At 49.9% G+C, this 21,810-nt stretch carries 21 protein-coding genes and 1 pseudogene; 13 read left to right on the forward strand and 9 right to left on the reverse strand.

Annotated features, from left to right (window positions below):
* The first annotated feature begins 51 nt into the window (after positions 1 to 51).
* From A7098_RS13285 to patD, 6 genes are all read left to right on the forward strand, one after another.
* Entirely contained in the window at positions 52 to 1,461 is a 1,410-nt protein-coding gene (locus A7098_RS13285; RefSeq protein WP_000760661.1) for a PLP-dependent aminotransferase family protein, read from the forward strand.
* A 241-nt stretch (positions 1,462 to 1,702) separates the two neighbouring features.
* Positions 1,703 to 2,848 carry a putative ABC transporter substrate-binding protein YdcS gene (gene ydcS, locus A7098_RS13290; RefSeq protein WP_000047453.1) on the forward strand — a complete coding sequence of 382 codons (1,146 nt, stop codon included), beginning with the start codon at positions 1,703 to 1,705 and terminating at the stop codon, positions 2,846 to 2,848.
* A 17-nt stretch (positions 2,849 to 2,865) separates the two neighbouring features.
* Positions 2,866 to 3,879 carry an ABC transporter ATP-binding protein gene (locus A7098_RS13295; RefSeq protein ID WP_000220384.1) on the forward strand — a complete coding sequence of 338 codons (1,014 nt, stop codon included), beginning with the start codon at positions 2,866 to 2,868 and terminating at the stop codon, positions 3,877 to 3,879.
* Positions 3,880 to 4,821, forward strand: a complete 942-nt coding sequence (locus A7098_RS13300) for an ABC transporter permease (protein WP_105280929.1) — start codon at positions 3,880 to 3,882, stop codon at positions 4,819 to 4,821. It abuts the gene before it with no gap.
* Positions 4,811 to 5,605 (forward strand): ABC transporter permease, encoded by a 795-nt coding sequence (locus A7098_RS13305; protein ID WP_105280930.1) that lies wholly within the window; start codon positions 4,811 to 4,813, stop codon positions 5,603 to 5,605. The genes A7098_RS13300 and A7098_RS13305 overlap by 11 nt, the downstream gene beginning before the upstream one ends.
* Positions 5,606 to 5,626: 21 nt before the next feature.
* Positions 5,627 to 7,051: an aminobutyraldehyde dehydrogenase gene (gene patD, locus A7098_RS13310; RefSeq protein ID WP_105280931.1), complete on the forward strand. Its 1,425-nt coding sequence runs from the start codon at positions 5,627 to 5,629 to the stop codon at positions 7,049 to 7,051.
* Between the two features lie 98 nt (positions 7,052 to 7,149).
* Here patD and yncL read toward each other — a convergent pair whose 3' ends face one another.
* Positions 7,150 to 7,245, reverse strand: a complete 96-nt coding sequence (gene yncL, locus A7098_RS13315; protein ID WP_071598995.1) for a stress response membrane protein YncL — start codon at positions 7,243 to 7,245, stop codon at positions 7,150 to 7,152.
* Positions 7,246 to 7,438: 193 nt separating this feature from the next.
* On the opposite strand from yncL, the gene A7098_RS13325 reads away from it, so the two are divergent.
* Both A7098_RS13325 and ydcY read left to right on the forward strand, forming a co-directional pair.
* Positions 7,439 to 7,612, forward strand: coding sequence for a GhoT/OrtT family toxin (locus A7098_RS13325; RefSeq protein ID WP_123056759.1), 174 nt, complete (start codon positions 7,439 to 7,441; stop codon positions 7,610 to 7,612).
* A gap of 85 nt (positions 7,613 to 7,697) precedes the next feature.
* A complete protein-coding gene (ydcY, locus tag A7098_RS13330; RefSeq protein ID WP_000018633.1) occupies positions 7,698 to 7,931 on the forward strand; it encodes a DUF2526 family protein YdcY in 234 nt (77 codons plus the stop codon).
* Here ydcY and A7098_RS13335 read toward each other — a convergent pair whose 3' ends face one another.
* Both A7098_RS13335 and mddA read right to left on the reverse strand, forming a co-directional pair.
* Complete coding sequence (locus A7098_RS13335) at positions 7,932 to 8,381, reverse strand: DMT family transporter (protein ID WP_021550811.1); 450 nt, start codon at positions 8,379 to 8,381, stop codon at positions 7,932 to 7,934.
* Positions 8,378 to 8,896 (reverse strand): L-methionine sulfoximine/L-methionine sulfone acetyltransferase, encoded by a 519-nt coding sequence (mddA, locus tag A7098_RS13340; protein ID WP_010347329.1) that lies wholly within the window; start codon positions 8,894 to 8,896, stop codon positions 8,378 to 8,380. Before mddA ends, A7098_RS13335 begins: the two co-directional genes overlap by 4 nt.
* Before the next feature lie 180 nt (positions 8,897 to 9,076).
* On the opposite strand from mddA, the gene curA reads away from it, so the two are divergent.
* Entirely contained in the window at positions 9,077 to 10,114 is a 1,038-nt protein-coding gene (gene curA / locus A7098_RS13345; RefSeq protein WP_105280933.1) for an NADPH-dependent curcumin/dihydrocurcumin reductase, read from the forward strand.
* A gap of 39 nt (positions 10,115 to 10,153) precedes the next feature.
* Here the strand turns inward: curA and pqqU are convergent, their stop codons facing one another.
* Positions 10,154 to 12,256, reverse strand: a complete 2,103-nt coding sequence (gene pqqU, locus A7098_RS13350) for a TonB-dependent receptor PqqU (protein ID WP_105280934.1) — start codon at positions 12,254 to 12,256, stop codon at positions 10,154 to 10,156.
* A 240-nt stretch (positions 12,257 to 12,496) separates the two neighbouring features.
* On the opposite strand from pqqU, the gene A7098_RS13360 reads away from it, so the two are divergent.
* A complete protein-coding gene (locus tag A7098_RS13360) occupies positions 12,497 to 13,558 on the forward strand; it encodes a YncE family protein (protein ID WP_000550658.1) in 1,062 nt (353 codons plus the stop codon).
* A gap of 112 nt (positions 13,559 to 13,670) precedes the next feature.
* On the opposite strand, the gene ansP is transcribed toward A7098_RS13360, so the two are convergent.
* Positions 13,671 to 15,170 carry an L-asparagine permease gene (ansP, locus tag A7098_RS13365; RefSeq protein ID WP_032225162.1) on the reverse strand — a complete coding sequence of 500 codons (1,500 nt, stop codon included), beginning with the start codon at positions 15,168 to 15,170 and terminating at the stop codon, positions 13,671 to 13,673.
* 292 nt (positions 15,171 to 15,462) lie between these two features.
* On the opposite strand from ansP, the pseudogene A7098_RS24245 reads away from it, so the two are divergent.
* Positions 15,463 to 15,528, forward strand: a pseudogene (locus A7098_RS24245) (glutathione S-transferase); the annotation flags it as partial.
* Here A7098_RS24245 and A7098_RS13370 read toward each other — a convergent pair.
* Both A7098_RS13370 and A7098_RS13375 read right to left on the reverse strand, forming a co-directional pair.
* Positions 15,529 to 16,578, reverse strand: coding sequence for a GGDEF domain-containing protein (locus A7098_RS13370; RefSeq protein ID WP_105280935.1), 1,050 nt, complete (start codon positions 16,576 to 16,578; stop codon positions 15,529 to 15,531).
* Between the two features lie 105 nt (positions 16,579 to 16,683).
* Positions 16,684 to 18,660 carry an alkyl sulfatase dimerization domain-containing protein gene (locus A7098_RS13375; protein ID WP_085460733.1) on the reverse strand — a complete coding sequence of 659 codons (1,977 nt, stop codon included), beginning with the start codon at positions 18,658 to 18,660 and terminating at the stop codon, positions 16,684 to 16,686.
* Positions 18,661 to 18,971: 311 nt separating this feature from the next.
* Here A7098_RS13375 and pptA point away from each other — a divergent pair, with 311 nt between their 5' ends.
* Complete coding sequence (gene pptA, locus A7098_RS13380) at positions 18,972 to 19,199, forward strand: tautomerase PptA (RefSeq protein ID WP_001120152.1); 228 nt, start codon at positions 18,972 to 18,974, stop codon at positions 19,197 to 19,199.
* Positions 19,200 to 19,203: 4 nt separating this feature from the next.
* Here the strand turns inward: pptA and A7098_RS13385 are convergent, their stop codons facing one another.
* The gene (locus A7098_RS13385; protein ID WP_000077277.1) at positions 19,204 to 19,773 is read right to left on the reverse strand and encodes a flavin reductase family protein; all 570 of its coding nucleotides are present in this window, start codon (positions 19,771 to 19,773) and stop codon (positions 19,204 to 19,206) included.
* A gap of 174 nt (positions 19,774 to 19,947) precedes the next feature.
* Between A7098_RS13385 and nhoA the strand changes: the two genes are divergently transcribed.
* Positions 19,948 to 20,793 carry an N-hydroxyarylamine O-acetyltransferase gene (gene nhoA, locus A7098_RS13390; protein ID WP_105280936.1) on the forward strand — a complete coding sequence of 282 codons (846 nt, stop codon included), beginning with the start codon at positions 19,948 to 19,950 and terminating at the stop codon, positions 20,791 to 20,793.
* A 110-nt stretch (positions 20,794 to 20,903) separates the two neighbouring features.
* Here the strand turns inward: nhoA and A7098_RS13395 are convergent, their stop codons facing one another.
* A complete protein-coding gene (locus A7098_RS13395) occupies positions 20,904 to 21,797 on the reverse strand; it encodes a PhzF family isomerase (protein ID WP_105280937.1) in 894 nt (297 codons plus the stop codon).
* Positions 21,798 to 21,810 lie beyond the last annotated feature (13 nt).

Below are 21,810 nucleotides of genomic sequence, written 5' to 3' on the forward strand. Positions count from 1 at the left end.
TAACAACTGATATAGACTGCCGGATCATCTGCACATAAAAACGATCCGATAATGAAAAAATACCAGCAACTGGCAGAACAATTACGCGAGCAGATTGCGTCGGGCATCTGGCAACCCGGCGATCGTTTGCCTTCGTTGCGTGAACAGGTGGCGCTTTCTGGTATGAGCTTTATGACCGTCAGCCATGCCTACCAGTTACTCGAAAGTCAGGGGCATATTATCGCGCGACCGCAGTCGGGTTATTACGTTGCACCACAGGCATTAAAAATGCCGAAAGCCCCAGTCGTTCCAGTCACACGTGATGAAACAGTCGATATCAATACTTATATTTTTGACATGTTGCAGGCCAGCCGCGATCCTTCAGTGGTGCCGTTTGCATCTGCTTTTCCCGATCCGCGCTTGTTTCCGCTTCAACAACTCAATCGTTCCCTGGCCCAGGTAAGCAAAACCGCAACGGCGATGAGCGTGATTGAAAACTTACCTCCAGGGAATGCTGAGCTTCGTCAGGCTATTGCTCGTCGCTATGCCTTACAGGGCATCACAATTTCGCCCGATGAAATCGTCATCACCGCCGGGGCGTTAGAGGCATTAAACCTCAGTTTGCAAGCGGTAACCGAGCCGGGTGATTGGGTGATAGTAGAGAATCCTTGTTTCTACGGCGCGTTGCAGGCGCTGGAGCGGTTACGGCTGAAGGCGTTATCGGTGGCGACGGATGTTAACGAAGGGATCGACCTTCAGGCGCTTGAACTGGCGTTACAAGAGTATCCGGTGAAAGCGTGCTGGTTAATGACCAACAGCCAGAACCCGCTCGGTTTTACCTTAACGCCACAGAAAAAAGCGCGGCTGGTAGAACTCCTTAGTCAGTACAACGTGATGCTGATTGAAGATGACGTCTACAGCGAACTTTACTTCGGACGGGAAAAACCGCTGCCCGCAAAAGCGTGGGATCGCCACGATGGCGTGCTGCATTGTTCATCATTCTCCAAATGCCTGGTGCCAGGTTTTCGCATCGGTTGGGTCGCCGCAGGAAAACATGCGCGTAAAATCCAACGATTGCAGTTGATGAGTACACTTTCCACCAGTTCACCGATGCAGCTTGCCCTGGTGGATTACCTTTCTACACGCCGCTACGATGCGCATCTGCGTCGTCTACGTCGTCAGCTTGCGGAACGCAAACAACGCGCCTGGCAGGCGCTGCTGCGTTACCTGCCTGCGGAGGTGAAAATACACCATAACGACAGTGGTTATTTTCTCTGGCTGGAACTTCCCGAACCGTTAGATGCAGGCGAATTAAGTCTGACGGCACTGGCGCATCACATCAGTATTGCGCCGGGTAAAATGTTTTCTACTGGCGAACGCTGGTCGCGTTTTTTCCGTTTTAATACCGCGTGGCAATGGGGAGAGCGCGAAGAACAGGCAGTAAAAGAATTAGGCAAACTTATTCAAGAACATCTGAAGTAACTTTCAATTTAATTCCTCTCAGGTTGGGTAATATGAATTTCGAATAGAAGCCATATTTCGTAACCCCTTGTCTATACTCCAGAAGATAGCTTCACAGACGGCATAATGCGCGGTAGCTCACAACCTGATTAAATTTTCTCAGGGGCGAAGGTGTGCCTGCAAGCCGCCGTCTATGGTTAAACAAGGAGATATTTTTACGGCACGGCGGCTGAACAATTAATTACGACAGGAGTAAGACCTTATGAGCAAGACATTTGCCCGCAGCAGCCTGTGTGCGCTCACCATGACTATAATGACCGCTCACGCCGCCGAACCGCCTACCAATTTAGATAAACCGGAAGGGCGACTGGATATTATTGCCTGGCCGGGATATATCGAACGCGGACAAACTGATAAACAATACGACTGGGTAACGCAATTCGAAAAAGAGACAGGTTGCGCGGTAAATGTGAAAACCGCCGCGACTTCCGATGAAATGGTCAGTCTGATGACCAAAGGGGGTTACGATCTGGTCACGGCGTCCGGCGATGCCTCGCTGCGTTTGATTATGGGTAAACGCGTGCAGCCGATTAATACCGCGCTAATTCCTAACTGGAAAACACTCGATCCGCGTGTAGTAAAAGGCGACTGGTTTAACGTTGGCGGTAAAGTATATGGTACGCCGTATCAGTGGGGGCCTAACCTGTTGATGTACAACGCCAAAACCTTCCCGACACCGCCGGATAGCTGGCAAGTGGTTTTTGTTGAGCAGAATCTGCCGGACGGCAAGAGTAATAAAGGTCGGGTACAGGCCTATGATGGCCCCATTTATATTGCCGATGCCGCGTTGTTCGTCAAAGCTACGCAGCCGCAGTTGGGCATCAGCGATCCGTACCAACTTACCGAAGAACAGTACCAGGCGGTGCTGAAAGTGCTGCGCGATCAACATAGTTTGATACATCGCTACTGGCATGACACCACCGTGCAAATGAGCGATTTCAAAAACGAGGGTGTGGTTGCTTCTAGTGCCTGGCCGTATCAGGCCAACGCGTTGAAAGCCGAAGGCCAACCAATCGCCACAGTATTCCCGAAAGAGGGGGTTACCGGCTGGGCTGATACCACCATGCTGCATAGCGAAGCGAAACATCCGGTTTGCGCCTACAAATGGATGAACTGGTCATTAACGCCAAAAGTGCAGGGTGATGTGGCAGCCTGGTTTGGCTCATTGCCGGTAGTGCCGGAAGGATGTAAAGCCAGTCCGTTATTAGGCGAAAAAGGCTGTGAGACCAACGGTTTTAACTATTTCGATAAAATTGCTTTCTGGAAAACGCCTATAGCAGAGGGGGGCAAGTTTGTTCCCTACAGTCGCTGGACGCAGGATTACATTGCCATTATGGGCGGTCGCTAACTTCGCTGAGGTGTTTTATGACGTACGCAGTGGAGTTTGACAACGTCTCGCGGTTGTACGGTGACGTGCGCGCGGTAGATGGCGTCAGTATTGCGATAAAAGATGGTGAGTTCTTTTCAATGCTGGGGCCATCCGGCTCCGGCAAAACCACCTGCCTGCGCCTGATTGCCGGATTTGAACAACTTTCAGGCGGGGCGATCGCTATCTTTGGTAAACCCGCCAGCAATCTGCCACCGTGGGAGCGGGATGTTAATACCGTTTTCCAGGACTATGCGCTGTTTCCCCATATGTCGATTCTCGATAACGTGGCCTACGGGTTAATGGTCAAAGGTGTGGAGAAAAAAAAGCGTTACATCATGGCGCAAGAGGCGCTGGAAAAAGTGGCGCTGGGTTTTGTTCAGCAACGTAAGCCGTCACAACTTTCTGGTGGTCAGCGCCAGCGGGTTGCTATCGCCAGAGCATTAGTAAATGAACCGCGCGTATTATTGCTGGATGAACCACTCGGCGCGCTGGATCTCAAGTTGCGTGAGCAGATGCAACTTGAGCTGAAAAAGCTGCAACAATCTCTCGGCATCACGTTTATCTTCGTCACCCACGATCAGGGGGAAGCATTATCAATGTCCGACCGTGTGGCGGTGTTCAACAACGGTCGCATTGAGCAGGTCGATTCACCACGTGATCTCTACATGCGCCCGCGCACGCCGTTTGTTGCCGGATTCGTCGGTACATCCAACGTTTTTGATGCGCTGATGGCAGAGAAACTTTGCGGAATGATGGGTAGCTTCGCATTGCGCCCGGAACATATTCGCCTCAATACACCTGGCGAAGTGCAGGCTAATGGCACGATCCAGGCGGTGCAGTATCAGGGCGCGGCGACCCGTTTTGAACTGACACTGAGCGGCGGTGAAAAACTGCTGGTAAGTCAGGCCAATATGACGGGGGAAGAACTCCCCGCTACGCTTACTCCAGGACAACAGGTGATGGTTTCCTGGGCGCGCGATGTGATGGTGCCGCTGGTTGAGGAGAGGTGAATGGCGATGAACGTATTGCAATCACCTTCACGTCCGGGTCTGGGCAAGGTGTCAGGTTTCTTCTGGCGGAATCCGGGGCTGGGGCTGTTTTTGCTGCTGCTTGGCCCGTTGATGTGGTTTGGCATCGTCTATTTCGGTTCGCTGCTGACGCTGTTATGGCAGGGCTTTTATACTTTTGATGATTTCACCATGTCGGTAACACCGGAACTGACACTGGCGAATATCCGCGCGCTGTTTAATCCGGCCAATTACGACATCATTCTGCGCACGTTAACCATGGCAGTTGCTGTGACCATCGCCAGTGCTTTTTTGGCCTTTCCGATGGCGTGGTATATGGCGCGCTATACCAGCGGTAAGATGAAAGCGTTTTTTTACATTGCAGTAATGTTGCCGATGTGGGCGAGCTATATCGTCAAAGCCTATGCCTGGACGTTATTGCTGGCGAAAGATGGCGTGGCGCAGTGGTTTTTACAGCATTTGGGGTTGGAACCGTTATTAACTGCGTTTCTCACGCTACCGGCGGTGGGCGGTAATACACTGTCAACTTCCGGACTGGGACGCTTTCTGGTGTTTCTCTACATCTGGCTGCCGTTCATGATTCTGCCGGTGCAGGCGGCGCTGGAGCGTTTGCCCTCGTCACTTTTGCAAGCCTCAGCGGATTTAGGCGCACGTCCACGGCAAACCTTCCGTTATGTGGTGTTACCGCTGGCGATCCCTGGCATTGCAGCCGGCTCTATTTTTACCTTCTCGCTAACGCTGGGCGATTTTATTGTCCCGCAGCTGGTTGGCCCGCCGGGGTATTTTATCGGCAACATGGTTTACTCGCAGCAAGGCGCGATTGGCAATATGCCGATCGCGGCGGCATTCACCCTGGTGCCGATTGTTCTCATCGCACTGTATCTGGCGTTCGTGAAACGTCTGGGAGCGTTCGATGCACTCTGAGCGCGCACCGTTTTTCCTCAAACTGGCGGCCTGGGGCGGCGTGGTTTTCCTCCATTTTCCCATCCTGATTATCGCGGCCTATGCTTTTAACACTGAAGATGCGGCGTTTAGTTTTCCACCGCAAGGTCTGACGCTGCACTGGTTTAGCGTGGCAGCACAGCGTAGTGACATTCTTGATTCCATGACACTGTCACTTAAAGTGGCGGCGCTGGCGACATTAATTGCGCTGGTATTAGGGACGCTGGCCGCCGCCGCGCTCTGGAGACGAGACTTTTTCGGCAAAAACGCCATTTCGCTGTTATTGCTGCTGCCCATTGCGCTGCCGGGCATTGTCACAGGCCTGGCGTTATTAACCGCGTTTAAAACTATCAATCTGGAGCCGGGGTTTTTCACCATCGTAGTCGGTCATGCGACTTTTTGTGTAGTGGTGGTGTTTAACAATGTCATCGCCCGTTTTCGCCGTACCTCATGGAGTCTGGTTGAGGCGTCAATGGATCTTGGGGCCAATGGCTGGCAAACCTTCCGCTACGTGGTGTTACCGAATCTCAGTTCGGCGCTACTGGCAGAAGGAATGCTGGCGTTTGCCTTGTCGTTCGATGAAATCATCGTTACGACCTTTACGGCAGGTCATGAACGAACGTTACCGTTGTGGTTGCTCAATCAGCTTGGGCGACCACGTGATGTACCGGTAACCAACGTGGTGGCACTGCTGGTTATGTTGGTAACAACCTTGCCGATCCTGGGAGCCTGGTGGCTAACCCGCGAAGGCGACAATGGTCAATAACCACTGATACAGGAATATGCTATGCAACATAAGTTACTGATTAACGGAGAACTGGTTAGCGGCGAAGGGGAAAAACAGCCTGTCTATAATCCGGCAACGGGGGAAGTATTACTGGAGATTGCCGAGGCCTCCGCAGAGCAGGTCGATGCTGCTGTGCGCGCGGCAGATGCAGCATTTGCTGAATGGGGGCAAACCACGCCGAAAGCGCGTGCGGAATGCCTGCTGAAACTGGCGGATGTTATCGAAGAAAATGGTCAGGTTTTTGCCGAACTGGAGTCTCGTAACTGTGGCAAACCGCAGCATAGTGCGTTCAATGATGAAATTCCAGCGATTGTCGATGTTTTTCGCTTTTTCGCCGGAGCGGCGCGCTGTCTGAATGGTCTGGCGGCAGGTGAATATCTTGAAGGTCATACTTCGATGATCCGTCGGGATCCGTTGGGGGTTGTGGCTTCTATCGCGCCGTGGAATTACCCGCTGATGATGGCAGCGTGGAAACTGGCTCCGGCGCTGGCGGCAGGGAACTGCGTGGTGCTTAAACCATCAGAAATCACCCCGCTAACAGCGTTGAAGCTGGCAGAACTGGCGAAAGATATCTTCCCGGCAGGCGTGATTAACGTGTTGTTTGGCAGAGGCAAAACGGTGGGTGATCCGCTGACCGGACATCCAAAAGTGCGCATGGTGTCGCTGACGGGGTCTATCGCCACTGGTGAGCACATCATCAGTCATACGGCACCGTCCATCAAGCGCACTCATATGGAACTTGGCGGTAAAGCGCCAGTGATTGTCTTTAATGATGCTGACGTTGAAGCGGTTGTCGAAGGTGTCCGTACATTTGGCTATTACAATGCCGGGCAAGATTGTACTGCTGCCTGCCGTATCTACGCGCAAAAAGGCATTTACGACGTGCTGGTAGAAAAACTCGGTGCCGCAGTGGCAACGTTGAAATCAGGCGCGCCGGATGATGAATCCACAGAGCTTGGCCCGTTAAGTTCACTGGCGCATCTCGAACGCGTCAGCCGGGCGGTGGAAGAGGCGAAGGCGACGGGACACATTAAGGTGATCACCGGCGGTGAAAAGCGGCAGGGTAATGGTTATTATTATGCGCCTACACTGCTGGCTGGTGCGTTACAAGAAGATGCTATCGTCCAAAGAGAGGTATTTGGGCCGGTAGTCAGCGTGACGGTCTTCGACAACGAAGAGCAAGTAGTTAACTGGGCGAATGACAGCCAGTATGGCTTAGCTTCTTCAGTATGGACGAAAGATGTGGGTAGAGCGCACCGCGTCAGCGCACGTCTGCAATATGGCTGCACCTGGGTTAATACCCATTTCATGCTGGTGAGTGAAATGCCGCACGGCGGGCAGAAACTTTCAGGTTATGGCAAAGATATGTCACTTTATGGGCTGGAAGATTACACCGTAGTACGCCACGTAATGGTTAAACATTAAGGATAATGTTGTAAATCTGGAGAGTGTGAGAAGATCTAACGCACTGTCAGAGAGTTGATTTTTCTCTGACAGTGCGTACTGCGTGCAATTTTGCTACATCAGATAAACCATCCAAATCTCATAGAGATAAGAGTAAACAACCCAACAGCAGCAAAGAGATTTATCAGCACTACAGTTCTACTGGAAACGTTCATTTTTGCCACCTTTTGTCATAGCCCTTATGTGTATAGTACGGGTTAAGAAAATCCGCAATCATACTTATTCTGAAGATGGACAAGAACATGCGGTAGGTTATTGAATTTATCTCAAATGGACTGAAAACTTGATACACATCAAGAAATGACGCATATTTGCGCGCGTTTTATTCATCTGGCTGGACGCCCATACATGTCTCTTTATCAATATATGCTTGTTTTTTATGCTGCCATGGCAGTAATCGCCTTTCTCATTACCTGGTTTCTTTCCCACGATAAGAAGAGCATTCGCTTTCTGAGCGCCTTTCTGGTGGGGATTACATGGCCAATGAGTTTTCCGGTGGCGCTACTGTTTTCACTATTTTAAATCTTACACGCTGGCTTGACGGCACAACGCAGACTTATATCATTTGAGTGAATCGATAAATTTCACAAGTGGCTGAGGAGAAAGTATGTCGCATCTGGATGAAGTCATCGCGCGCGTGGATGCCGCGATTGAGGAGAGCGTCATTGCCCATATGAACGAGTTGTTAATCGCCCTGAGTGATGACGCAGAGTTAAGCCGGGAAGATCGCTACACACAGCAGCAGCGTTTGCGTACCGCAATCGCTCATCACGGACGCAAGCATAAAGAAGATATGGAGGCGCGCCACGAACAATTAACCAAAGGCGGCACCATCCTCTGATTAAAACGTGCGTCTGGCCACCAGCCAGGCGCCAACTACCAACAAAACTGCCCCGCAAATTGGGCCAATCAGCGCCCGAAGTGGTACGCCATGACTGCGGAAAATATCCAGCACCAGACCACCAATAAGTTGACTGGCGACCAGTACCGCAATGGTCGTTGCTGCGCCAACATTCTGATATCCGCTGATACTGGCGAAAACAAAAAACGATCCCAACAAACCAGGGATTAGAGTCCACCAGCGCACGCTGGACACCAGTTCGCCAAAGCCTGCTGTTCCTTGCTTAAACCATAAAATAGACACGAACAGCACAATCCCCACCAGTGAATTCAGCAGCATGGCGATGAGAATGGTGGAGGATGTCTGGGTGATGCGTACCATCAATGTGTTTTGCACCACAAGACCAATCCCGGCAGCGATCAAAAAGGCAAGGGTAAGCGACTGATTCATCCAAGTGAGTCCGGTTCGCTACGATCGTCAAGCTGCAATTGCATAAAGGTGAGATCCAACCAGCGGCCAAATTTAGTACCAACTTGGGGCATTTGCGCTGTGACGACAAATCCCAGCGACTGGTGCAGATGCAACGACGCCTGATTTTGTGATTCTATGCCGGCAACCATCACATGCTTACCGCAGTTCCGCGCTTCATCAATCAACGCGCGTAACAATTTTCGCCCAAGACCTTTGCCCTGATGATCCGGATGGACATAAACCGAATGTTCCACGGTATGGCGAAAACCGTCGAAACTACGCCAGTCACCAAACGAGGCATATCCTGTAACTACGCCATCTTCTTCGCTCACCAGCACCGGATAACCCGATAAAGTTCGTGCTTCAAACCAGGCAATGCGGTTATCTGTATCCACAGTCTGGTCGTTCCAGATAGCTGCCGTATGCAGTACAGCGTGGTTATAAATTTCCGCAATTGCAGCACAATCGGCTTTGCGGGCAGAACGGATGGACATCTTAAGCCTCGATAAAATAATGATGATGACGTTATCAATACTATCGAAAACAGCCCGAAGCAACGGATTCCTCGATGAAATTATTGCGTGTCGCAGTAGTGATGTGACGGCTGCAAACTAAACCAATCCAGTGAGCCTGCTACTATTGATGGATTCATGCCAAAAGCACAGGAGAGCATTATGGGTCAACAAAAGCAACGTAATCGCCGTTGGGTTCTGGCGTCGCGTCCACACGGCGCGCCGGTTCCGGAGAATTTCCGTCTTGAAGAAGATGATGTCGCCACGCCGGGTGAAGGACAGGTGTTACTGCGCACGGTCTACCTGTCGCTCGATCCGTATATGCGCGGGCGCATGAGCGATGAGCCATCTTATTCACCACCGGTTGATATTGGTGGCGTGATGGTCGGCGGCACGGTGAGTCGGGTGGTGGAATCTAATCATCCGGATTACCAGCCTGACGACTGGGTGCTGGGTTACAGCGGTTGGCAGGATTACGACATATCCAGTGGCGATGATCTGGTGAAACTTGGCGATCATCCGGAAAATCCTTCGTGGTCACTGGGTGTGCTGGGGATGCCAGGCTTTACGGCTTATATGGGGCTGCTGGATATCGGTCAACCTAAAGAGGGTGAAACGCTAGTGGTTGCTGCAGCAACGGGACCGGTCGGTGCGACAGTGGGGCAAATCGGCAAACTAAAAGGTTGCCGCGTGGTGGGTGTTGCCGGTGGCGCGGAAAAATGTCGCCATGCCACAGACGTTCTCGGTTTTGATGTTTGCCTTGATCATCATGCAGATGATTTTGCCGAACAACTCGTGAACGCGTGTCCGAAAGGCGTTGATATCTATTATGAAAACGTTGGTGGTAAGGTGTTTGATGCGGTGCTGCCTTTACTCAATACATCCGCGCGTATTCCCGTTTGCGGTTTAGTGAGCGGCTATAACGCCACCGACCTGCCTTCCGGGCCGGATCGTTTACCGCTACTTATGGCTACGGTGCTGAAAAAACGTATTCGCCTGCAAGGGTTTATTATTAGCCAGGATTATGATCATCGCATCCATGAGTTCCAGCAAGAGATGGGGCAATGGGTGAAGGCGGGGAAAATTCACTATCGTGAACAAATTACCGATGGTTTAGAGAACGCCCCGCAGACATTCATCGGTCTGCTGAATGGTAAAAACTTCGGCAAAGTCGTGATCCGTGTTGCGGATGATGATTAACATTTCAGGTGGCGGCATTCTTGCCGCCACTAATGAATATTATTCAAATCGCCATGCGAGATTTACGCCTACACCATAATTCCGCCCAGGCGCAGGCTCGTAATATCGACCATTCGATTCATTAACAATCACCGAGCCGACATATTCTTTATCGAATAAATTATCGACACGACCAAATAAATCTATTGTCATATTACGATAATTATATTTGTAACCGGTGAACAAACCGACGAGAGTGTAAGAGGGCGCTTTTGCCGTATTTTCGTCATCCGCCATGATATCGCCCATATAACGTGCTTCTGTGCCTGCATACCAGCCTTCTTCTGGTACATAACCTAATGACGCAAAGCCCATATTGCGGGCGATCCCGGGCATTCGGTTACCATTACAGTCCTGAGCGTTACAAACATTGCTGCGATAAGTTGCGTCAAGCCGCGTCCACGACGCTTTCACACGGAAATCTCCGGCAAAACGCTGATCCCAGGCCAGTTCAGCCCCCTGACGGCGCGTCTTCCCGGCATTTTTATACGTGGTACGCCCGCCGCTACTGCTATCAACAACGATTTCATCATCGGTATCAGTCTGGAATAACGCAGCGGTAAACAAGCCATCGCCGATACGCGTTTTACTGCCGATTTCGATTGTGTCGTTGGTGGACGGTTTTAAACCAAAGTTCATGCCACTTTGCCCGTCAGCACGGTAAGAAAGCTCGTTAATGGTTGGCGTTTCAAAACCGCGCCCGGCTGCCAGATAGACGTTCCAGGCATCGGTTATGGCGTATTTCAACGATCCCGCAGGAAGCCATTTGTGATAACTGGCATCACCGCTGTCATCACCGTTACCCGGGGTAACGTAATGATCGTCAGAGTCAAACCACACGGAGCTGTAGCGCACACCAGCATCCAACGATAGTTTGTCAGTTAGTTGCCACTGGGTTTGTAAATAGGGATCGACGTTCCACATCAGATTGCGCTCGTCGCGGCGCAGATCCCCTTTTTGCCCGTACTCCGGCACGCCGTTATTAAGGCGGAAGTTATTGTAACCCTTGCGGTTTTCGCTCATGTTTTCATAGTTCAGGCCAGTAGTGAAAGTGACCGGAACCCCCAGCTCGCCACGATGTGTCCAGCGGCTGTCTATACCCTGGTAATGACGTTGCAGAGTAATTACGCCGCCCGCATGAGATGGGGTAAGTTGGGGGGCCATCGGAATCGATTGATACTGGGTCGTTTCCCGTTCACCTGCGTACAGCATCACGCTCATATCATCCCGCGAACTCAGGCTGCGCTCATAACGCAACCCTGCCTGAGTTTGCTTGATGGTTTTTCGCGTGTCGTACTGTTCTGCACGAGGCGCTTGTTGCGGATTCGCTTTCCATTCAGCTTCGGTCAACCCACCAGGGTCATCGGCTTTGATATCCACACTGTTGAAAATCAGGTTTAACTTACTGGCGTCATCAATGTGTACGCCCAGTCTGGCATTGGCTAAATTTTTCTGTGCGCCGCTATGGTCACGATAGCCGTGAGTTGTAAAACGCGTGGTCGAAACGGTGTAATCGACATCGCCAGGCTGTGTGCCGTCGCCCGTTGCGCCCGTTGCTTTCAGGCCATAGCGCCAGCTACCAAAACTGCCGTAGTAACTACTGGCTTCAATGGTTGGTGGCTGTTGTCCGGTCTGGGTGGTGACATTCATTACACCGCCGGACGCATTGCCATACAGGGCAGAGAAGGGGCCTCGCAGCACTTCCACATTTTGCACACTGCTTAAATCGATATTGGATGTTTGCCCTTGTCCGTCGGGCATGGTAGCGGGAATACCATCAACATACAGGCGAATACCGCGAATACCGTAAGTGGAACGGGAGCCAAATCCGCGAATAGACAGTTGTAGATCCTGCGCATAGTTCTGCCGGTTTTGTACCTGCAAACCAGGCACACTGGTCAGTGATTCAGACAAATTGATGCGCGGCGTTGCCAGACGCATCTCCTCGCCATCGACCACGCTTACCGCAGCGGGTGTGTCCAGTTCAGAAACTACCTGCGGCGCGGCGCTAACAATCATGGTTTGTTCATTAGCGGCAAAAGTGGAAGGAGAAAGGAGAATCAGTGCGGGTAAAACGGTCTGTCGGACGGAAAAAATCTTCATGAAAAAAGCCAGGTTAAGAATGGGAAAACGCTTTAATGGTAATAAATTTGTAAATTTATGGAAAACGAAACGGCACAATACGTTAATCAATTGAGAAAATTGTAGTCGTAACAACAAGAAATGCTCCACATTTGAGAAAATAATGATTACCATTCCCATTTATAACAAGGGTGTAACGAAGATTATGCTCAACGAAGCATTGTGAAGCAGCTATAAATCGGTTCATCAAAGGGAGTCGTCATGCATTTACGTCATCTGTTTTCATCGCGCCTGCGTGGTTCATTACTGTTAGGTTCATTGCTTGTTGCTTCATCATTCAGTACGCAGGCCGCAGAAGAAATGCTGCGTAAAGCGGTAGGTAAAGGTGCCTACGAAATGGCTTATAGCCAGCAAGAAAACGCGCTGTGGCTCGCCACTTCGCAAAGCCGCAAACTGGACAAAGGCGGTGTGGTTTATCGTCTTGATCCGGTGACTCTGGAAGTCACTCAGGCGATCCATAACGATCTCAAGCCGTTTGGTGCCACTATCAACAACGCGACGCAAACGCTGTGGTTTGGTAACACAGTAAACAGTGCGGTCACGGCAATTGATGCCAAAACGGGCGAAGTGAAAGGGCGTCTGGTGCTGGACGATCGCAAACGTACAGAAGAGGTGCGTCCGCTGCAGCCACGTGAGCTGGTTGCTGACGATGCCACGAACACTGTTTACATCAGCGGTATTGGGAAAGAGAGTGTGATTTGGGTGGTTGATGGCGAGAATATCAAACTGAAAACCGCCATCCAGAACACCGGTAAAATGAGCACCGGCCTGGCGCTGGATAGCAAAGGCAAACGTCTCTATACCACTAACGCCGATGGTGAACTGATTACCATCGACACTGCCGACAACAAAATCCTGAGCCGTAAAAAGTTGCTGGATGATGGCAAAGAGCATTTCTTTATCAACATCAGTCTCGATACTGCCAACCAGCGAGCGTTTATCACTGACTCCAAAGCGGCAGAAGTGCTGGTGGTCGATACCCGTAACGGCAATATTCTGGCGAAGGTAGCAGCACCGGAATCCCTGGCTGTGTTGTTTAACCCGGCGCGTAATGAAGCCTACGTGACGCATCGGCAGGCGGGTAAAGTCAGTGTGATTGACGCGAAAAACTACAAAGTGGTGAAAACGTTCGATACGCCGACCCATCCTAACAGCCTGGCGCTTTCTGCCGATGGCAAAACGCTGTATGTCAGCGTGAAGCAAAAATCGACTAAACAACAAGAAGCCACTCAGCCGGACGATGTGATTCGTATTGCGCTGTAATAGATATGGCGAGGGTGAAAATGGAGTGACTTGCCTGACTTTTATCACGCCGCATCCGGCACCTTCGTCAGTAATTTGAATTTGCCCGGCACGTAGCCGGGCAATTTTGCAATTAACTCGCCGTTTCAGGCTTAAACACAATTTCCTGTTGTTCTTCATCTTCCTTGACGACTGGCGCAGTGCTGTGAATTTCAGCAACGCGTTTGCGCACACCAAACCAGCCTATAACCAGCAGAATACCGATAATCGGCAGCGCCGCGATGGTATAAGTCCCGTTCGGGTAATCGAACGCCATCAGCACAAGAACACTCAGTAAAAACAGTAATGTCAGCCAGGAAGTGAAGGGCGCGCCAGGCAGTTTAAAACTGACATCTGCCGCTTTACCTTCTTTGATGGCTTTACGCAGGCGCATCTGACAAACAATGATAAACGCCCACGAGGCGATAATTCCCAATGACGCGAAGTTCAGGACAATCTCAAATACGCGCGACGGCACCAGATAATTGAGGAATACGCCAACGACATACACAACCAGCGTCGCCAGAATCCCGGCATACGGCACATGCTGGCGACTCATTTTCGCCATAAAACCCGGCGCAGATCCGCCCATCGCCATCGAGCGCAGAATACGCCCGGTGCAGTACAGACCAGAGTTCAGGCTGGAGAGGGCAGCGGTCAATACCACAATATTCATGATGCTACCAATGTACGGCACACCGAGTTTAGAGAAGAAGGTCACAAAAGGACTTTGACCGGCCTGATACGCACTCCACGGCAATAACATAACTAGCAACACCACGGAACCGACATAAAACAGGCCAATACGCCAAATCACGCTGTTAATTGCTTTTGGCACCATAGTCTGCGGATCTTTACATTCTCCGGCGGCAGTTCCGACCATTTCGATGGAGGCAAAAGCAAATACCACGCCCTGAATTAACACCAGCGCAGGCAGCAAACCGTGGGGGAAGAAGCCGCCATTATCGGTAATTAAATGAAAGCCAGTGGTGTTGCCATCCAGCGGCTGACCGCTACCGAGGAACACTGTACCCACGACCAAAAAGGTCACAATGGCGAGCACTTTAATCAGCGCAAACCAGAACTCCATCTCTGCGAACCATTTCACACCAATCATATTCATGGTGCCAACGATGGTCAGCGCAGCGAGTGCAAATACCCATTGCGGCACGCCGCCAAACGCGCCCCAGTAATGCATATACAGTGCGACGGCGGTGATATCGACAATCCCGGTCATCGCCCAGTTGATGAAGTACATCCAGCCGGCAACATAAGCGGCTTTCTCTCCCAAAAATTCACGCGCATAAGAGACAAAACTACCACTGGAAGGGCGATGTAATACCAACTCACCCAACGCACGCAAAATAAAAAACGAAAACAGGCCGCAGATTAAATAGACCAGTGCCAGTGCCGGGCCGGCCATTTGCAGTCGGGCACCCGCGCCTAAAAACAAACCAGTCCCAATCGCGCCGCCAATGGCGATCATCTGCACCTGGCGATTACCCATCGCTTTGTGATAACCCTCTTCATGGGCATTAAGCCAGCGGCGTTTCGCGGCGTGTTGATCTGAAGTGTCGGTGTCGTGTTTACTCATTGCTCTCCCTGATTGCTTCGTTGAAAAAGTCTTATAAGCCGCCATGAACAATGTTTATTCATCCTGGCGATGACAGTTATTACCATTATTCTTTATGGGTATAAAACTATCGGCGCAGCATCCTACCTGTTATCGATAAACGATGCAAAATATCCCCTTACAAGTTGAGTGGGGATTAAAAGGATTGCTGAAAAAATGACAAATCTTAGTCCTGGCCGCCCTGTTTACTGACCTACACTTAAGCTTTAACGCTGTGTGGGGGAAATATGATTAAGGTGTATGGGGTTCCACCATGAGTGAACTGATGCTGACTTTGGCTGATATTCCCTATAAGTTTGTTGATGTCAGCGGAATAGAGTTATTTAGCCCACCGATTTCGCCCACTTTCTTTCGCCCGATATAACGAGGCATCGGCATCAGCAACTATTTGTTCAGCCGTTTTTGCAGGAGCAGAACAGGCAATCCCCTGACTAACCGTAACAAATGCACTAACAGCAGATGCCTGATGCGGGATAGCCGCCAGTTTAAGTTCTTGCTTAACTCTGGCTGCTATCGCTTCGGCTTCCTGCAAGCCCGCATTGAAAAGAATAATGGCAAACTCTTCACCGCCATAGCGCGTAACTACATCTTCGGGCTGGCGAATTGCACGTTGCAGTGCGTTGGCAACTTGTATCAGACAACGATCGCCAGCAGGGTGCCCATAAGTGTCGTTGTAGCGTTTAAAAAAATCGACATCCAGCATAATTAAAACGAACGACGTCTTTTGTTCGACGGCATCGCGTAAAATACTATCCAACGCTCGTCGGTTTGCCACTCCAGTTAAGGGATCGCGATGAGCTAATGCATCGAGGCGATGAATCAACTGGTTGTTGTACTTATTTTGTTGCCATGCTTCATCAAACCAACGCAACAAAATAAAACGTCCGCCATAGAGAGCCAGTGAAAAAATGCTCCAGATAACAGCGAAATGAATATTCACATACTGATTGAGCACAAGACTGGCTAACGGGATGGTAAACCATAATGGAATGACAAATGCGAGGAGTGATGGGGTGTGGAAATATAGCGCAACAACGGCACTAAGCATTAGTAATACGCACAGTGGATATGCAAAAGGCAGCGTCCAGTGTGCAATAAAATAAAAACAACACCATGACCATAGTAGGCTTAGAATAACCAATAACTGCTGAATATACTGTACTTTGTTGCGTGGGCTAACTAATAAAAGACCACTGATTAGCAGAATACCTAATGATGAAATATCAATCGTATGTACAAGATTTTTCTCATTAAACCATGGAGTCGTGCCTTCATTAAACAATACCCCTCGAAGCAAAACCAACGATGAAAAACTGATGTTAATCAACGCAAACCACGGCAGGCTAATCGCCATACCGCGAATAACCATATCCTGGCGGTTTTTCCATGAATAATGAGGGTGTTTTCTTTTGTCAGAATACATGTTTGTTTATAACCCAAAAAGGGCAGGGAACCTGCCCGACTTACACGAAAATTATGGCGTTACAATATTGAACCAGAATTCAAAGTTGTCCATATAACCTAACAGTTCGTTGAGTTTTTCCTCATTTCCAGTGATTTTTACTTCGCCTTTATCCGTGGCTTCTTTTAATGTCTCTTCCTTCAGGATGATTTTATTCAGGACATCGCGGGAGAGGGTGATAGTCGCATCGGCGTCAGAGGCTTGCGTATCAGCCGTGTGATTGAGCACACCGTTTTCCAGTTCCACTTTATAAGTGCCGCCATCTTCACCGAAATCAAAATTCAATACTGCTTTAGCGTCTGCCGCTTTCTCGCCATTTATATGCACAGCAAGGTAATCAAAGAACATTTCCGGCGTCATGGCACGAACGGTGTCAGGACTGGCTGTATTTGGCGTAGGCAGTTTTTGCACACCATTGCGTAATTCCTGTGCGCCAGTGAGATAAAAATTACGCCACGGCCCGGATTCGGCCTGGTAGCCTAACTGTTCAAGCGCATCGGCTTCCAGATTCCTTGCAGCCTGGTTGTTTGGATCGGCAAACACCACCTTACTGACAACCTGGGCAACCCAGCGGAAATTTCCCTGGTCATAATCCTGTTTGGCTTTTTGTAAAATGGCATCAGCACCGCCCATATACTCCACGAATTTTTTAGCGGCTTCTTCTGGTGGCAGTTCATCAAGAGTCGCGGGGTTACCATCAAACCAGCCAAGATAAAGCACATAAGTTGCTTTCACATCATGGCTCACTGAACCGTAATAACCGCGATTCGCCCAGGTGTTAGCAAGTGAAGAGGGCAATTTGAAGTTTGCGGCAATTTCATCACGAGTCAGCCCCTGATTCGCCATGCGTAGCGTTTGATCGTTGATATAACGGTACAAATCGCGTTGGCTTTTTAGCAGTTTGACAACGTTATCGTTACCCCAGGTTGGCCAGTGATGCTGGGCAAGAATAATCTCCGCTTTATCGCCCCACAGATTGAGGGCTTCGTTGATGTATTTAGACCACGGAAGAGGTTGACGAATTTTGGCACCACGCAGCGAATAGGTGTTGTGGAGGGTGTGCGTGACATCTTCTGCGGTTTCGATCAGTTTCTTTTCTTCAATAAACCACAGCATTTCGGAAGGTGCTTCGGAACCGGGCGCCATCAAAAAATCATAGGTCAGCCCGTCGATAGTCTCTTTTTGTCCGGTTTTGGTGATGTAGTTGGTAGGGGCAATCAATGTAACCGTTCCGGCTGAGGTCGTTGTTCCCAGCCCAGCGCCGACCTGACCTTTAGCATCAGGTTTCAACAAATTACCGTACATATAACTGGCTCGACGGCTCATTACATTGCCAGCCATAATATTTTCTGAAACAGCCTCTTCTAAAAATCCGGCTGGCGCATAAATTTTTGTTTTTCCTGACTTAACGTCAGCTTCATCAACCACACCGCGAACGCCACCGTAGTGATCGACATGACTGTGCGTGTAGATAACTGCCACCACTGGTTTTTGACCGCGATTTTTATAATAAAGATCCATGCCAACTTTAGCTGTTTCTGCTGAAACCAGTGGATCAACAACGGTAATACCTTCTTTACCTTCAATGATGGTCATATTTGATAAATCGAGATTGCGAATCTGATAGACGCCTTCAGTCACTTCAAATAAGCCGCTGATATTTATCAGTTGCGCCTGACGCCATAAACTTGGATTGACAGTATCAGGTGCTTTATCGCCTTCTTTGATAAAAGAATATTGCTGTGGGTTCCAGATTACATTCCCTTGTTCACCCTTAATCACTTCCTGAGGTAAAGGAGCAATAAAACCTTTATGAGCATCAGCAAAATCGCTGTTATCGGAAAACGGCAATTGACTATAAAGTGCGTTATTCGCTTGTTGGGTGGCAGCGGAGGCCTCTTTGGGCGCTTCTGCTGCGATGAGAGGAAGTGAACTTGTTGTGAATAATCCCATGACTAGCAGACTTTTAGCAATATGGTTAAGCTGCATCGCAAGTGTCTCCAGAAAGACTTTATAAAAGAAAGGATATTACGATTGAAAATTATGATTGAGGGCAAGAATAACTATAATTGGCATTAATAAATCAGCAAGCTGGATGTCGTGAATTTTCTTAATATGATAATAAATAAAGAATAGATTCTGTATGTTACAGGACGGGTGCTTATTGGCGCGGAAGCTAATAGTATATGTATGTTATTAAAGTGACGGCGTATATATCGCACATCATTTCGCATCAAATAACACATGACGTTTTCGGCTTGTGCTAAATTTGCTGGCAGTCTTTAAAAAGGAGCACAACAATGCCGCACATAGACATTAAATGTTTTCCCCGTGAATTGGATGAACAACAAAAAACGGCACTGGCGGCGGAGATTACCGACGTCATTATTCGCCATCTGAACAGTAAAGAAAGTTCGATAAGCATTGCCCTACACCAGATACAACCGGAATCGTGGCAAGCTGTCTGGGACGCCGAAATCGCGCCCCAAATGGAGACTTTGATAAAGAAACCCGGTTACAGCATGTAATTGCTTAACCAGCCGTAACACGCTTGCCGCTGGTAACAAAGGTGCCAGCGCCTAAATGATGTAGCGTATTGAGTTTATCGTCATCAAATTGCCAGCGGCCTTCGACAAAAACACGAGCGTCTGCCGCTGCTGATACCACTTCGCCAAACAGCGTGTCGTATTTTTCTTGCGCAGAAGTCGCGGGAAGCAAGCGGCACTCCATCCATGCCAGACATTTCTTTTCGACCACCGGCAAGCCAAGCACCGGACCTTTCACAACCGGAATGCCATAACAGTTAAACTTATCTTCATCACGCCCAGAAATGCTGCCCACTGCCCACGTCCAGTTTGTTGCTGCGACGCCTGGGATCACAATGCCAAACATGCCACTACGTTCAATCAACTCCCGTGACCATGTCGATTTATCGACCACAATTGCCACGCGTGGTGGTTCGAACTCCACGGGCATCGACCAGGCCGCAGCCATAATGTTACGTCGCTGGGATTGCTCATCGAAACTGGTGATCAGGACGGTAGGGCCGTGGTTTAACAGACGGCTGGCATGATGCAACTCAACGGGAATAAATTGGCTCACGGTATCGCCTCGCTAAGAAAGTGGTTTTAAAAGCGTAGCTCGTAACGCAATAAGTAACGAAATTAACGGGATTGGCGATTTGCGAACGTGATGCTTGTCCGCGATCGCACAAAATAGCCGGTGTGGCGTCCATTCCAGGTTATAAATTGAGAAAACCACTAAGGGAAACGCCTGATGACGCCCATTCTGAATCACTATTTTGCCCGTATTCGCTGGACGGGTGCTGCTGCGGTCAATATCGATACGCTACGAGCATTACACCTGAAACACAATTGCACTATTCCATTTGAAAATCTCGACGTTTTGCTGCCGAGAGAAATCCAGCTTGATGATCAATCGCTTGAAGAGAAGCTGGTGACTGCGCGACGTGGCGGTTACTGTTTTGAGCAGAATGGTGTGTTTGAGCGAGTGTTACGTGAGCTGGGATTTAACGTTCGCAGTTTGTTAGGTCGTGTGGTGTTATCTAACCCACCATCGTTGCCGCCGCGCACGCACCGTCTGTTGTTAGTAGAACTGAAGGGTGAACAATGGATTGCCGACGTCGGTTTTGGTGGTCAGACGCTGACCGCGCCAATCCGTTTAGTGCCGGATATCGCGCAAACCACGCCACACGGAGAGTATCGGTTGTTGCAGGAGGGTGATAACTGGGTTTTGCAGTTTAATCATCATCAGCACTGGCAGTCGATGTACCGTTTTGATCTCTGCGAGCAGCAACAAAGTGATTATGTGATGGGCAATTTCTGGTCGGCGCACTGGCCGCAGTCGCATTTTCGCCATCATCTGTTGATGTGCCGCCATTTGCCGGACGGTGGCAAGCTGACGCTGACCAATTTCCATTTCACCCATTATGAAAATGGGCACGCGGTGGATCAGCGGAATCTACCGGATGTGGCGTCGTTATATGCCGTGATGCAGGAACAATTTGGGCTGGGCGTGGATGATGCGAAACATGGGTTTACCGTGGATGAACTGGCACTGGTGATGGCAGCGTTCGACACACATCCGGAGGCAGGGAAATAGTTTGTGCCGGATGCGGCGTAAACGCCTTATCCGGACTAAATTAGCCAACAGATTCACGCTTGTAGGTCTGATAAGCGAAGCGCATCAGGCAATTGGAACCGGCAACGGTTTCAGAGATCAATGGCCCATTCGGCATGAAACAAAATCACCGCTGTGCCAGAAATGGTGACTTTCTCCGGTTGGTTGTCCCGAATAGTCACCGTCACATCAATCACGCCGTCACGCCCCAGAGCTCGCCCCTGATGGCCTTTAACACACAACACGTTGCCATCGTGGGGCAATACGTTGTGATGCACTAACCATGCGCCCATTGGGCCATTGGCATTGCCGGTCACCGGATCTTCCACAATACCAATCGCAGGCGAGAACATGCGACCATCGGTTTCGTTTTTGCCTGGGCGGATCTGGAAGGGGAAGAAACCATTGCAGCCAATCTGTTTACTGATAGCGGTCAGCGCAGCAAGGTCAGGCGAAAGGGCGTCGATATCCACTTCCGGTTTCAACGGGATCATCACTTTTGAGTGTCCTGTTGTTGCCACCTGAATTGGCAAGCCTGGCAAAATATCGTCTTCAGTGAGATGGAGCGCGTTGATAATTGCCGCGCGAGCTTCACCTTCCAGCGGCGGTTCAAAGCCCGGCGTGCCTTGCTCCAGAGAAATACGATAATCACCGTTTTGTTTTTCGATAGTGACACGGTGCTTTCCCGCCAACGATGTTTGCCAGACGGTGCAATTTCCCAAACCCAATACCTTTGAACGTACATAGTGCGCTGCTACCGTCGCGTGACCGCAAATTGGCACTTCAACCATTGGCGTAAAGTAGCGAATGTGTACATCGCTGTCGTCACTGCGCAGCAGAAAAGCCGTTTCCGAATGGCCTAACTCGCGGGCGATAAGTTGCATTTGTGCTTCGCTAAGATTATCGGCAGGGAATACAACACCGGCAGAATTGCCGCGAAACGGTTGAGAGGTAAAAGCATCGACGTGGTAAATCTGCGGTTTCATTACTGTTCTCCTG

The sequence above is a fragment of the Escherichia sp. MOD1-EC7011 genome (assembly GCF_002965005.1).
Taxonomy (GTDB): Bacteria; Pseudomonadota; Gammaproteobacteria; order Enterobacterales; family Enterobacteriaceae; genus Escherichia; species Escherichia ruysiae.

Coding starts and splice junctions, on each gene's coding strand:
- A7098_RS13285 (WP_000760661.1), top strand. CDS start 52: ATGAAAAAATACCAGCAACTGGCAGAACAATTACGCGAGCAGATTGCG.
- ydcS (WP_000047453.1), top strand. CDS start 1,703: ATGAGCAAGACATTTGCCCGCAGCAGCCTGTGTGCGCTCACCATGACT.
- A7098_RS13295 (WP_000220384.1), top strand. CDS start 2,866: ATGACGTACGCAGTGGAGTTTGACAACGTCTCGCGGTTGTACGGTGAC.
- A7098_RS13300 (WP_105280929.1), top strand. CDS start 3,880: ATGGCGATGAACGTATTGCAATCACCTTCACGTCCGGGTCTGGGCAAG.
- A7098_RS13305 (WP_105280930.1), top strand. CDS start 4,811: ATGCACTCTGAGCGCGCACCGTTTTTCCTCAAACTGGCGGCCTGGGGC.
- patD (WP_105280931.1), top strand. CDS start 5,627: ATGCAACATAAGTTACTGATTAACGGAGAACTGGTTAGCGGCGAAGGG.
- yncL (WP_071598995.1), bottom strand. CDS start 7,245: ATGAACGTTTCCAGTAGAACTGTAGTGCTGATAAATCTCTTTGCTGCT.
- A7098_RS13325 (WP_123056759.1), top strand. CDS start 7,439: ATGTCTCTTTATCAATATATGCTTGTTTTTTATGCTGCCATGGCAGTA.
- ydcY (WP_000018633.1), top strand. CDS start 7,698: ATGTCGCATCTGGATGAAGTCATCGCGCGCGTGGATGCCGCGATTGAG.
- A7098_RS13335 (WP_021550811.1), bottom strand. CDS start 8,381: ATGAATCAGTCGCTTACCCTTGCCTTTTTGATCGCTGCCGGGATTGGT.
- mddA (WP_010347329.1), bottom strand. CDS start 8,896: ATGTCCATCCGTTCTGCCCGCAAAGCCGATTGTGCTGCAATTGCGGAA.
- curA (WP_105280933.1), top strand. CDS start 9,077: ATGGGTCAACAAAAGCAACGTAATCGCCGTTGGGTTCTGGCGTCGCGT.
- pqqU (WP_105280934.1), bottom strand. CDS start 12,256: ATGAAGATTTTTTCCGTCCGACAGACCGTTTTACCCGCACTGATTCTC.
- A7098_RS13360 (WP_000550658.1), top strand. CDS start 12,497: ATGCATTTACGTCATCTGTTTTCATCGCGCCTGCGTGGTTCATTACTG.
- ansP (WP_032225162.1), bottom strand. CDS start 15,170: ATGAGTAAACACGACACCGACACTTCAGATCAACACGCCGCGAAACGC.
- A7098_RS13370 (WP_105280935.1), bottom strand. CDS start 16,578: ATGGTTATTCGCGGTATGGCGATTAGCCTGCCGTGGTTTGCGTTGATT.
- A7098_RS13375 (WP_085460733.1), bottom strand. CDS start 18,660: ATGCAGCTTAACCATATTGCTAAAAGTCTGCTAGTCATGGGATTATTC.
- pptA (WP_001120152.1), top strand. CDS start 18,972: ATGCCGCACATAGACATTAAATGTTTTCCCCGTGAATTGGATGAACAA.
- nhoA (WP_105280936.1), top strand. CDS start 19,948: ATGACGCCCATTCTGAATCACTATTTTGCCCGTATTCGCTGGACGGGT.
- A7098_RS13395 (WP_105280937.1), bottom strand. CDS start 21,797: ATGAAACCGCAGATTTACCACGTCGATGCTTTTACCTCTCAACCGTTT.